Origin of the sequence: Chryseobacterium taeanense, from assembly GCF_900099685.1 — a bacterium.
GTDB lineage: Bacteria > Bacteroidota > Bacteroidia > Flavobacteriales > Weeksellaceae > Chryseobacterium > Chryseobacterium taeanense.
The window spans coordinates 97,060-109,245 of record NZ_FNDW01000003.1; the positions used below are offsets into that span (position 1 = coordinate 97,060).

Annotated in this window: 10 protein-coding genes; 3 read left to right on the forward strand and 7 right to left on the reverse strand. The window is 35.1% G+C overall.

Annotation, left to right across the window (positions count from 1 at the left end; translation table 11 throughout):
- Position 1 precedes the first annotated feature (1 nt).
- Positions 2-223 (forward strand): PspC family transcriptional regulator, encoded by a 222-nt coding sequence (locus BLR30_RS05915; RefSeq protein WP_029297636.1) that lies wholly within the window; start codon positions 2-4, stop codon positions 221-223.
- Positions 224-226: 3 nt separating this feature from the next.
- Positions 227-739, forward strand: coding sequence for a GNAT family protein (locus BLR30_RS05920; RefSeq protein ID WP_089856125.1), 513 nt, complete (start codon positions 227-229; stop codon positions 737-739).
- Positions 740-791: 52 nt separating this feature from the next.
- On the opposite strand, the gene BLR30_RS05925 is transcribed toward BLR30_RS05920, so the two are convergent.
- Together BLR30_RS05925 and BLR30_RS05930 are read right to left on the reverse strand one after the other, a co-directional pair.
- Positions 792-1,571, reverse strand: a complete 780-nt coding sequence (locus BLR30_RS05925; protein ID WP_228400725.1) for a carboxypeptidase-like regulatory domain-containing protein — start codon at positions 1,569-1,571, stop codon at positions 792-794.
- Positions 1,572-1,592: 21 nt separating this feature from the next.
- Positions 1,593-2,330 carry a carboxypeptidase-like regulatory domain-containing protein gene (locus BLR30_RS05930; RefSeq protein WP_089856129.1) on the reverse strand — a complete coding sequence of 246 codons (738 nt, stop codon included), beginning with the start codon at positions 2,328-2,330 and terminating at the stop codon, positions 1,593-1,595.
- 181 nt (positions 2,331-2,511) lie between these two features.
- On the opposite strand from BLR30_RS05930, the gene BLR30_RS05935 reads away from it, so the two are divergent.
- Positions 2,512-5,652 (forward strand): UvrD-helicase domain-containing protein, encoded by a 3,141-nt coding sequence (locus BLR30_RS05935; RefSeq protein ID WP_089856131.1) that lies wholly within the window; start codon positions 2,512-2,514, stop codon positions 5,650-5,652.
- 77 nt (positions 5,653-5,729) lie between these two features.
- On the opposite strand, the gene BLR30_RS05940 is transcribed toward BLR30_RS05935, so the two are convergent.
- The 5 genes from BLR30_RS05940 to BLR30_RS05960 all read right to left on the reverse strand — a co-directional run bounded on the left by BLR30_RS05940 (position 5,730) and on the right by BLR30_RS05960 (position 12,072).
- On the reverse strand, positions 5,730-6,239 hold the full coding sequence (locus tag BLR30_RS05940) for a ferritin (protein ID WP_089856520.1): 510 nt from the start codon (positions 6,237-6,239) through the stop codon (positions 5,730-5,732).
- A 124-nt stretch (positions 6,240-6,363) separates the two neighbouring features.
- Positions 6,364-6,813, reverse strand: coding sequence for a Spy/CpxP family protein refolding chaperone (locus tag BLR30_RS05945; RefSeq protein ID WP_089856133.1), 450 nt, complete (start codon positions 6,811-6,813; stop codon positions 6,364-6,366).
- Between the two features lie 179 nt (positions 6,814-6,992).
- Entirely contained in the window at positions 6,993-7,994 is a 1,002-nt protein-coding gene (locus tag BLR30_RS05950; protein ID WP_089856135.1) for a hypothetical protein, read from the reverse strand.
- 137 nt (positions 7,995-8,131) lie between these two features.
- Positions 8,132-10,783, reverse strand: a complete 2,652-nt coding sequence (locus BLR30_RS05955) for a 4-alpha-glucanotransferase (RefSeq protein ID WP_089856137.1) — start codon at positions 10,781-10,783, stop codon at positions 8,132-8,134.
- A gap of 122 nt (positions 10,784-10,905) precedes the next feature.
- Complete coding sequence (locus BLR30_RS05960) at positions 10,906-12,072, reverse strand: T9SS type A sorting domain-containing protein (protein ID WP_089856139.1); 1,167 nt, start codon at positions 12,070-12,072, stop codon at positions 10,906-10,908.
- Between the last annotated feature and the right edge of the window lie 114 nt (positions 12,073-12,186).

The following is a 12,186-nucleotide window of genomic DNA, read 5'->3' on the forward strand; positions in this document are numbered from 1 at the left end:
AATGCTAGATAACATCCGTCACAAAATGGAAAGAGAATGGTTTGGTGTTCTTACCAGAACCGGTGCGAAGTTGGGTATTCCGGTATCCAAGCTCAGGGTTTTCTTTATCTACTCTACTTTTGCTACGGCTGGTTTTTTCTTTTTAATTTACCTCGGACTGGCATTCACGCTTTGGGTAAAAGATATTTTCATCACCAGAAGACCTAACGTTTTTGATCTTTAAACTATGGAATTTTTACAGATCACATCCTCTGAAGATTACAGAGTTCAGGAAATTTATTCTGCATACTGCACGACTTTCCCCGAAGACGAAAGAAGAGATTGGGAAAAGCTTACCACATTGTTTTCTCATCCGAAAGCAAAAATAATTTCTGTATTTCATGAATCTCAGAATATCGGTTACCTTATCGTTTGGGAACTCAGTAATTTTACTTTTGTAGAACACTTTGAAGTTTTTGAAGAATTTCGAAGCCAAAAATTGGGATCGCATATCACAGGCTATCTCTTTGAAAACTATCCGAGAATTATTCTGGAAATAGAACCTGAACATTTTGGTGAAAATGCTGCAAGACGTTATTCGTTCTATCAGAAAAACGGCTTTCACCTGATTGATGAGATGTACGTACAACCAAGCTACGGGAAAGATAAAAAACCATTGGACTTATGGCTGCTTTCCAATTATACTCCTGAAAATGTAAAAGAGGTTAAAGACGAAATTTACGATATCGTTTATCACTAAAAAAGACTTTATTACTTTGGAAAATCATCTTAATAAGCCGTGATTGAGAAAACTATTTTCCCAATTTGCTATCCTTCAGCCTTTGTATGAAAACCGGAAAACTTTCTTCCATTCTTGACAAAGTACCCGTCAGATTTTTGGCTCTGACAAAAGTTCTGGATTGCGGATTATTTAAGAATGAAAACTCAATAAACTCGGAAATCCTTTCTACAGGAATTCCCTCTTTCGTAAAGTAATCGTCCTCCACTCTATCCCTGATCCACACAATATCTTCCTGAAGGTCGTCATACCTGTACTGGCGTTTCATTCTTCTTGCATCTCCGCTGACAAGATCATACAATCCCTGAACATTAAGGTTTCCCAGAAGAATAGGAATCAGCACTTGCTTTACATTTGCCGGTTCTTCCCGCATTTTTCCTACGGGCTGTGGAAGCCCTACCGCATCTTCTACAATTTTTCCTTTATCTGCTTTTGCAACCGCCCGGGAATCTTTTGTAATATCACCCGTAATTTTGGTAACTTCTACTTCCTCAATAGGCTGTGCTATTCTTATCAGCTGTATGGTCACATTTTTATCCGCTAAATATTTAGCTTTTATTGAAGACCTTTCAAAGCCTGAGCGTACAAAACGAATCTCATCTTCCGACTTTGCTTCAATAGAAAAAGTTCCGTCTGCAGAAGTATAGCTTTTCTTATCCGAAGAAATGTTCATTACTGTAACGCCTTTCAGAACAACTCCGTCTTCATCAGTGATAGTTCCTTTCATGACTTCCTGAGAAAATACATTCAAAAACGGAAATAAAAGAAAAAGTAAAAGTTTTATTCGCATCATTTTTAAATTATACTGATAAATTTAAGGAGTTTTGTAAGCCGAAATCCTGCTCAGAACAGCATTTTTGAATCTGTTCATATCTGCTTCCGTAACGTATCCGTATTTCAGGATCTTTTTTCTTTCAAAACCTGTTCTCAAGATGTAAAGAATAAAATGTTGTATCTGAGGTTTATCAATTTTAAGCTCTTCAAAAAATTGATCTCCAAGTGAATTTTGAAGATAGTTTAGCAGGTCAACATCATCCCACTTATTTTTAACTTTCCCGATTGAAAATACTCCTTTAGTGACAGGCTGTACAAACTCTCCCGGTCTTGGTGCCAAAACTGCAGGGTCTGATCTTCTGGATATATAACCCGCAAGATCGCTTTTCAGCTTTTGTACTTTTCGCGGAGGATTAAGATTCTTAGCGTCGATTTTAATATCTCCTGTCATTTCTTTTTTTATTTCAACCTCTGCGATCAGCGTGGCAGCTTTTATGAGCGTTACGTTGATGGGTTCTTTGATATTTTCTATGGTAATTTTCCGGTTAGCTCTTTCGTACCCGTTTTTTACGAAACGAAGTTCGTCGCCGCTTCTTCCTGAAATCATAAAATGACCATCGCGATTGGTAGGAACTCTTTCATCAGTTCTGATATTAATGACTGTAACGTCAGGAATTTCGGCGTTATTTTCAGAAGTTACTTTTCCGAAGATGTAATCCTGAGCCTTTGCATTGATAAAAAAAACAGTTAATAAAAGAAAGAATAGTTTAATTTTCACGGAAAGTTTTTTGTTAGAGCAAAACTAAAATTATTTTTAAATATTATGCAAAGTTTAACCACACTTAACTCGTTTTAGGATTTATTTTAGATTTTTCTTTCTTAAATTGTTAAATCATGAACTATAATTGTTAAAATTCCATTCAAAAATTAATTAACTTGCAGGTTGAATTCTACTCAAAATGCAAAATTCTTATACAGTTATCAACGCTTCAGCAGGCTCAGGGAAAACATATGCCCTGGTGCAGCGGCTTTTGATGATCTGTCTCCGCTATCCCAATCAGCAACAGTCGATCAGGAATATTCTGGCATTGACTTTCACCAATAAGGCAGCCAATGAAATGAAAGAAAGGATTCTGACATGGCTGGGAAATTTTTCTTCAGAAGATTTTGCAGAAAACAGTGATCTTAAGAATATTCAGAAAGCATTTGAGCAGGAAGGTTTAAAAATAACAATAGACGAGCTTCACATCCGTGCAAAAAAGCTCCTGGATTATGTTCTCCATAATTATTCTACTCTAAATATCGGAACCATCGACCGTTTTAATTCGCGATTGGTAAGAAGTTTTTCCTATGAATTAGGACTGGCTAAAAACTTCAACCTGGAAATTGAAGCCGAACCTTTTCTGATAGAAGCAGTAGATAAAATGCTCGACCAGATTGGGGAAAATGAAGTAATCTCCGAGTCTTTCATGGATTATGTCGACTATAGCCTGGAAAACAATGAGAGAATTAATTTAAATAAAAACCTTTATGATTCAGCGAAAGAATTCGTAAAAGATATTCATTATGAACATCTTAAAAACAATAAAGATTTCGACAGCACGAATTATGAAAATATTAAAAATACACTTCGTAAAGAGATTGTATTACATAAAAAACAAGCCGTTGAGCTCGCCGAAAAATCAATCGAATTATTCAAATCAAGAAATATTGAGGTTGAAGATTTTGCACAGGGCAAAAACGGAATCGGTGGATTTTTCACCAAAGTTTTAGATTTTTATCAGCAAAGACGATCTGGATTTCCTTTTCCGACCACCGCTGAAGAATCGGTAGTGAACAATTACCGAAAAGGATCTTCTGCAAAATCAAAACACAAGGAAACAGACATTCTGGAAATTCTGGATCAATTGCTGGAGAACAGGATGCAGCTAATTCTGCTTTATATCGAAACACAGAAGAAAGAGAAAATTCTATCGGCACTTCTCCCCTTAAAAGTTAATAAAGACATTCAGGATGAACTGAAAAAAATAGAGGAAGAAAATGATCTTGTTCTCCTTTCAAAGTTCAATATTCTTATCAACGAAAATTTAAAAAATGAACCTTCGGCTTTCATTTATGAGAAAGTAGGATCACAGTTTCAGCATTATTTCTTTGATGAGTTTCAGGACACTTCCGAGTTGCAATGGCAGAATTTTCTTCCGCTGAGAGACCACTCAATTTCGACGGAAAATACTTCGTTCACACTGGTGGGCGATCCTAAACAGAGTATTTACCGTTTCCGAGGTGGAGAAAGCAAATTGATGCTTGATATTATCAACAAAAAAGAAATCACGCCAAAGGAAGCTGAGCTTTTGGTATTAAAAGATAACTGGCGAAGCGCACGGAATATTGTACATTTTAATAATGATCTGTACAGATTTCATTCTGAAAGACTTGAAGAAGAACACAAAAATATTTTCGGGACAGATGCGGAACAAAACCCAAAATCTTCGATGGAAGGCCGGGTGAAAGTCAATTTAATTGAAAACCTGACGAATGAAGATTTTTACAACGATACTTCTGAGAGAATGCGTAAAGATATTCAGGAAAGCCTGGATAATGGTTTTAAATTTTCCGACATTACAATTCTTTGTCGCGGGAACTTCGATATTTTCAGTTATTCCCAGAAATTGGGAAATCTGAAAGTGCATTACAGAGGAGAGGAAACCAATATCAAAACAATCTCCGACAAAGGGCTTACCCTGGAACTTTCAAACACGTTAAAAGCGGTCATTGAATTTTTAAAATGGGAAGTAAACCCGAAAAATAAGCCGAATCTGATCATGATGATGTATTATCTGAATCAGTTAGGACGAATTCGCATGGCAGATTTCACGTTGGAAATGAAAGAAATTCTTGATATTAATTCACATGAAGAGGTTTTGATATTTATTCAGAACAAATATTCTATAAAACTTAAACAGGATCATTTTCCGAGATTTAATCTCTATAATTTTGTTGAATATTATATTAATGAGTTTTCAGTTGAGAATAAAGAAACAGATTTCCTGCTGAATTTCCTTGAAATGCTTTTTAACTTTACCCAAAATGCAGGCGCCAGCACAAAAGAATTTTTGAAGTATTGGGATGAAGAGGCTTCTAAATACACAATTCAGGCTTCTGAAAATATTGACGCGATACAGATCATGACGATCCATAAAGCAAAAGGTCTGGAGTTTCCGATTATTTTTATTCCGATGATGAATAAAAACCGCGATGCTGAATTTACCAACTGGTTTGAAACCTCGCAGGACACTCCTCTGAAGTCTGTTAATATCAATCAGTTCAACAAGAACCTGGAAATTTACGATGAAGAGATTGAGAAATTCAACAAACAAAATTCTTACAAAAATTTCGTAGATCGACTTTGTCTACAATATGTAGCTACTACAAGACCTGTTGAACAGTTGTTTTTTTACATCCAAAAGGCCAATAAAACATCCAACAATCTTGAGCTGCTGGAATTTCTTCAGTCAAAAAACACAGAAAATCTTGATGAGTTTGATCTTTATGAAGTAAATCCTGAACTGTTAAAGAAACATTCAAAAGAAAAGACCTCATCTTTTAAAACCAAAGACATCCGTGTTTTGAAAAATATCAGTGAAAATACGACATCAATAAAGGTAGCTACTCCTTCTAAAAATTACCAGGTGCGAAATGAAAAAGTGAGGATTGGTCTTTTTGTACATGAACTTTTATCACAAATCAACACTAAAAAAGACATTACTAAAGTTCTTGAGCGCTACATTATCGAAGGTCAGATTACTATTGAAGAAAGCCACACGATACAATTTGAACTTGAAAAAATTATAGATACCCACTCCGAATTTTTCGATGAAAAATGGAAAGTGATTAATGAAAAAGACATTATGATTTCCGAAAAAGGCGAAAGCAGAGTGTACAGGCCTGACCGCATTTTAAAGAGTAATGAAGGTTATATCATTGTTGATTTTAAAACAGGGGAAGAATCTGCTAAAAATGAACGTCAGATCGAAAATTATAAACATATCCTTGAAACTCTTGGAAAAAAAGTGTTGAAGACACAGCTTATTTACCTGTAAGGATGTCTAAATCTTCATAAACAGAAAAGTTTCGGCGGCACCAAAGGTGCCGCCGAAACTATTTTATATAAACCGGATTAAGCCGTTGCATCCGGATTAAAGACCCTTTGTGCAAGCTCCTGATCAAAAAGATAAAGAGCCGATGGGTTGTCACTTACCATTTTTATTTTTGTAACCAGTTGTGAAGCATTGGCTTCTTCCTCTACCTGCTCGTTGATGAACCATTGCAGAAAAGAAGTGGTTGCAAAATCTCCTTCATCATTAGCATTCTTCACAATATTGAAAATACTTTTTGTCACTTTTCTTTCGTGTTCCAGTGCTTTTTCAAAAATATCAATTGCTCCCAGAAATTCATGTGGAGGTTTTGGTATTTCACCAATGATGATCTCTCCTCCTACATCATTAAGATAATCAAACATTTTGTCGGCATGCATCATTTCTTCTTTGCTCTGCACTCTGAAATAATTGGCAATTCCGTCCAGATCTTTTCCTGAAAACCATGCAGACATTGACAGATAATATTGGGCAGCGTATTGTTCGTGGGCTATTTGTTCGTTAAGTAATTTCGCAATTTTCTCGCTAATCATAAATAATAATTTACTGTCAAAATTAGGGAATAAAACCCCGAAATCAAAAGTTTTAATAAAAATTAGTAAAAAAAGGACGGAAAAAAATCCGTCCTCTAACACATTAAAAAATCAAAATTATAAACTACTTTGTTGCATCCGGAGCCATTGTATTCATTGGCTTATGCATTTTAGCTCCTCTTTCTTTCATCGCCATTCTTCGTTGCTCCATTTTAGCTTTTCTGTCAGCCTGCCATTTATCGTATTGCTGGGGTGTTAAGATCTGTTTCATGTCCGCATCCATCTGTGCTCTTTTTGCTTTCATCTGCTCCATTCTTGCCTGTCTTTCCCCTTTATTCTTCTCAAAATCGGCTTTCATTTCAGCTTTTCTTTTATCTTGCAATGCTTTGATTTTATCAACCTGTGCCTGATTTAAATTTAAATCTTTTTGCATCTTTGCCAGATGTTCATGCTCTCTTTGCTGAAACTTCTGATGCATTTCAGCTCTTTTTGCCTGTTTGTCCTGTGGAGTTGTTTGAGCCATTGCTAAACCTCCGAATCCGATAAATGCTATCGCTAATACTAATTTTTTCATATTCTAAATTTTTAATTATTTCTTTTATATCTTTTTGATTATTAGTTAAAATAAAAGTTAAACTATAAAATTCATAAATTTTGTTAAAATTAAATATCAATATATTAATTACTTAAATAAAAAAAAGAGCAGATTATAGAAACCTGCCCTTCACACCACTTAAATATAATATATGAAAATTAATTCTTTGCAAATCCGGTTCTGAAACCGCCGTTACTTCTTCTTTCTCCTCCATTATTTTGCTGTCTTGGAGCTGAATTTTCACTTCTCCTTGAACCGCCTTCATTTCTGAAACCACTATTATTTTCTCTTCTCGGAGCCTCCTCTCTTCTTATTTCACCACCTCTGAATCCACCGCCACGGTTTCCGTTATTTTCAGCTCTTTCATTACGGAAGCCTTCATTATTTCTAATTCCTGCATTATCATTTCCTCTAAATCCTCCGTTATTTCTCGGCGCATTATTATCACTTCTGAAACCAGAATTATCGCTACTTCTTTTCTCTGACTGGTTGCGGAAACCTCCGTTATTTCCATCTCTTACAGGGCCTCTGAAACCATTGTTTGGTCTGTCGGATCTCACAATTTTAAAACTTGGATTATCCATTCTCCTGAACCTCGCTCTGTCTACCCTGTAGATATTGATGTTTATGTTTCTGTATCTCGGTATAGGTCTACAGATAGCTGCATAATGCGTTCTTCTGTAATTTTGGAAGTAAACCACCGGGCTGTATCCTCTGTAATAATTATTTTGGAAAACTACAAAAACCCTTGGTCCCATAATTCTCTGTAAAGCGTAGAATCTGTCATAATACCATCTGTCCGGGTTGTATCTGTAGAACCTGTTCCATGAAGAAAAGCTTACATATAGATTATTTAATCTGATAATCTGATCAATCTGCCACGGACTCAATCTGTTTTGGGTAAAGAAAACATTCCAGTTGATGCTGACGATGCTGTTTCTGTAATCATTGTAATTACTTTGATAATAGTTCTGTGGATAATAATCCTGCGGATAGTTGTAATAATAGTCGTCCGGGAAATAGTTCTGGTCATCTTCATCACTGTAATAACCTCCGTCATTCTGATAATATCCATCATCCTCCCAACCGTTATTTGGATACTGCTGAGCGAGGGAAAAAGTCCCGATGCTCAAAGCAAAACCGATCAATATTTTTTTCATTTCTATAGTCGTTAATTGGTTAATATAAGTCGAATTTCTTTTTCTATCTTTTTGATATGAAACGAAAAAAGAAGTTAAATCCTATGATAAAACTTCTTTTAATTTTATATTAAATAATTGATAATCAAATGTTAAATTTATAACCTACCGCTATCTCTTACCCAATCCGATATCTTTTTATTAAAGTCTGTTCTGTGTTTAAGATCTTCCAGTCTGAGATGTATCCGGTATCTCCAGTAATGTGGGAAAACAGCTGGATTATTTATTCTTTCATTATTCATCTCACTATTCGTAAGATCTTTGTCGGTAGCAAAAAATTCCTGTATCGGGAAAATAGCTAACATGGCATTATTATAAAGATGCTGTTTCATAATAATTTCAGCCAGATGAGCGTCCAGTTCATCGGGAGCTTTTCCATATTGAACCAACTGCTGATTAAAATATTGCTGTGTTAATGAGGAATTTTCCTTCCACCATTGTCTTAGTGTAGAACTGTCGTGTGAAGATGCTGTCACAACATTTAGATAGCCCGCATTTTTAGGATTATAAAAAGGAATATTATCAGAAGGCATTCTCTGCACTTTTAGAGCAACAATTGCCAGCTCGTCCATCACAACAGGAACACAATCCGGAACAAGTCCCAAATCTTCACCGCAGATCAGCATTTTGGTTGCATTCAGAATTACCGGAAGCTTTTCCATCGCTTTTTCATACCATAAATGATCCTGTCTTTTAAAGAAATAATCATGATACAGATCATAGATCGTTTTCTTTTCCCAATCCGAAAGATACTGATAAGAATCTGTATGATATACATTGAATCTTGGATGATAAACGACCTGCCCGTTTCTTTCTTCAATTAAAAATAAAACATTGGCACAAAGCGAAATCAATTGTTCTTCTATCGGACCTCGAGGATTTTTCTTAAAGAAATCAGATAATTTTCTCTGCGTATTGAATTCTTCTTTGAATGAATACGTTCCGTCTTGATTACTCGTGATAAATTCAAATGCTTTTTCTCTGTTTTCTCCGAAATATTTCCACAAAATATCATCATTGATAAACGGCTTGCAATATCTGTCAAAATTAAACGGAATATGCCACGCATTGAATTCTTCCAGCGTAACCGGAACGGCAGGATAAAAATAACCGAGAATACCCTGTGTCGCAGAAATCGGCATTCTCCAGATTCTGAAAAACCCTAGTATATGATCGATTCTCATCGCATCAAAATACTGCTCTAATGCCTTAAACCTGTTTTTCCACCATTTATAATCATCGGCTTTCATGGCTTCCCAGTTGTAGGTCGGGAATTCCCAGTTTTGGCCTAATTCCGTAAACTGATCCGGCGGTGCTCCAGCCTGAAAATCCATTCCGAATAACTCGGGTTCTGTCCATGCTTCCACAGAATATCGGTAAATTCCAATCGGCAGATCTCCTTTTATCGAGATACCTAAATCGTGCATATAATCAACCGCTTCTTTCAATTGCTTATGAAGCTGATATTGCACCCAAGCATGAAGCATAGAGGCATCATAATCTTTACTTTTTGGAGTAAAGAATGGAGCTATTTTCCCCGGAATGTATTTTTTATGCGTTTTCCATTCGTTGAAATTAGGAGTTTTGTATTTGTCTCTTAAAACACAAAATGCAGCATAAGGAACTAACCAGGATTCATTGTCTTTAATGAACTTTTTGAAATTCCTGTCTTTATAGATTTTGTCTTTATCTTCATTGAAAACCGCTTTCAGATATTTCCATTTGCCTGAGATCATTTTCTCGTAATCGATCAGCGCAAGAGAATTTAATTCAGACTTTTCAATTTCATATTCTGAAATAAGATTTTCAGGTAAAGGAAAATCAAGATTTTCAAGAGAAATATATTGCGGATGAAGTGCATAAACTGAAACTGCGGCGTAAGGATAAGAATCCGTCCATGTATAATTCGCCGTTGTATCGTTGATCGGTAAAATCTGAATGATTCCCAAACTGGTTTCATTTGCCCAGTCTGCCAGTTTTTTCAGATCAGAAAATTCTCCAACCCCAAAGCCGTCATCAGTTCTCAAAGAAAAAATAGGAACCGCAACACCTGCATCGTGATACATCTGATACAATTTAAACTTAAAATAATGATCAGAAATAATCTGTAAAACATCTTTGGAATTATTGGCTAGTGCAAAGCGATTTTCTCCGTTTTCCACATCGATAATCTTTCCGGTTTGCTTATCGTAAAGGCAATATTTATACTGAATAAATTCATTTTCAGGAATTTCAACAGAAGCCTCCCAAATGCCAAAATCAGTTTGTGATAAGTGAATTGCTTTTTCATAATCCCAATTCCCGAGAGAAGCCGTACTACCGAATAATGCGATTTCCCAATTCGGATTGTAGATAGGTGCTTCAATTCTGAATAGGTGAGAATGTTTTTTTAAAACCGAAATTTTTTCAGGTTTAAATACATTTAGCTTGTTATGGAGAATTTTATTATTCAGATAATTTTCAGGGAAATTCTTATTGTTCCAATGATCGAAAATTATAAACTCTTTGTAATTATGAGGAAAATTCAAACGGTGCGGAACAAATTCTTCGCGCAAGATATTTCCTCTGTCGTCTACCAGCTGATATTGATAAGAAATAGATTTTGAAAAATAGTCTACTTCACCTTTCCATAAGCCATTTTCTTCGTAAAACATAGGATGAGTCTGTGATACAGCGCCTTCTTCATTGATGAGCAGCTGAAGTCTTTCTCCTACTTTTGTACTGTAATCTACATTAAAATATAGCTTCATTTACATTTTTTTATAAAAATACATTATAATATCGAAAAATAAAACTTATTGAATATCAAATATTCATTAAAAAAACCTTCTCAAAATTATTTGAAAAGGCTTCTATTTTATAAAGATAAAGATTATTCCGTTACCAGAATTTTCTTGTTCAGCAATACTTTTCCTGACGAATCGGTGATATTTACCAGATAAGCTCCACTTACCAGATTTCTAAGATAAACCTGCTGATTCAAGGAACCATTTTTAACAGATAAATTCTGGTTCATTACATTTTTTCCGGACAAATCGAAAATATTCAGTTTGATATTTCCTTTGATCTCTTTATCATTGATGTTTACATTAATTAAATTTTCATCAACTCTTGTAGGATAAATATCAATATTTGCAAAAACATTATTTGAGATCGCCTTATCATTTGCTAAATATTTACTTGCTAAATCATAAATATGCAAATTTTGTTCGCCGGGAAGATGCTTTGCCTGTAAAGTATTCAAATCAACCTCATACATCGGAGCTCCTTTTGCGCTGGCAATCACCACTTTTCCATTAGAATTTACAGCAGAACCATTCACGGAATAATTATCCGGAATTCCTGAAATTTTGCCAACAAATTTTGCTTTCAATTCCTTCGTTGAAACTTTAAATACATTTCCTGCAGCCGAGAATACATAAAAACTGCCATCAGCATCAGCAATCATATCGCCACCAAAACCTGTTTCAATAGTTGTGAAAGAATTCTTTCCATTGGAAGCATCATCCTTAATGATCCCGAGATCAGTGACTGCATATTGATTTCCTTTTCTGCTGATCTGTAAAAACTGTGTTCCTGCGTTATTGATTGCATAAATATTGCCGTCAGCCCCTGTTGCCATTCTCGTTACGTGAGAGTTAATATCGCAGGAGGTTACTCTTGCTACACTGTTTTCTACCAAAGTAATTTCCTTGGATTTTGCATTCAATACATAAATATTCGACGAGAACATCGGCATATATACCAAATTATTATTGAAAGAGTCATAAGCCAATGTTGCCATATTGATTGCCTGAGCGTTATTATATGTATTTTTATCCTCAGTTACAGAACCATTTCTGCTTTGCGAGAAAACTTTGGCAGGAGAATCTGCTGTAAATATTTTTTCTCCGGAGATACCATTCGCAGCGTCAATCGCACGGAAATCATTGAAAATAATACTTGGAGTATCTTTACCGACAAGTGCAAAAAAATCCTGTTGTGCAGAAGCATTAATACCGATTAAAACCAGAAATAAAGGGAGTAAATGTTTTTTCATAGATATAAATTTTAATTTTTAATCATTTTATTATAACTAAGTTACATATTTTTTGAATTGAATTATAAAAAATTTAAGGTTGAGAAAACAATTTATTTTCAATGCAACTTTCGC

Bases quoted from the DNA above. Each gene is read 5' to 3' on its own strand.
- BLR30_RS05925 (WP_228400725.1), bottom strand. From the start codon at position 1,571: ATGATGCGAATAAAACTTTTACTTTTTCTTTTATTTCCGTTTTTGAAT.
- BLR30_RS05915 (WP_029297636.1), top strand. From the start codon at position 2: ATGCTAGATAACATCCGTCACAAAATGGAAAGAGAATGGTTTGGTGTT.
- BLR30_RS05920 (WP_089856125.1), top strand. From the start codon at position 227: ATGGAATTTTTACAGATCACATCCTCTGAAGATTACAGAGTTCAGGAA.
- BLR30_RS05945 (WP_089856133.1), bottom strand. From the start codon at position 6,813: ATGAAAAAATTAGTATTAGCGATAGCATTTATCGGATTCGGAGGTTTA.
- BLR30_RS05960 (WP_089856139.1), bottom strand. From the start codon at position 12,072: ATGAAAAAACATTTACTCCCTTTATTTCTGGTTTTAATCGGTATTAAT.
- BLR30_RS05950 (WP_089856135.1), bottom strand. From the start codon at position 7,994: ATGAAAAAAATATTGATCGGTTTTGCTTTGAGCATCGGGACTTTTTCC.
- BLR30_RS05935 (WP_089856131.1), top strand. From the start codon at position 2,512: ATGCAAAATTCTTATACAGTTATCAACGCTTCAGCAGGCTCAGGGAAA.
- BLR30_RS05940 (WP_089856520.1), bottom strand. From the start codon at position 6,239: ATGATTAGCGAGAAAATTGCGAAATTACTTAACGAACAAATAGCCCAC.
- BLR30_RS05955 (WP_089856137.1), bottom strand. From the start codon at position 10,783: ATGAAGCTATATTTTAATGTAGATTACAGTACAAAAGTAGGAGAAAGA.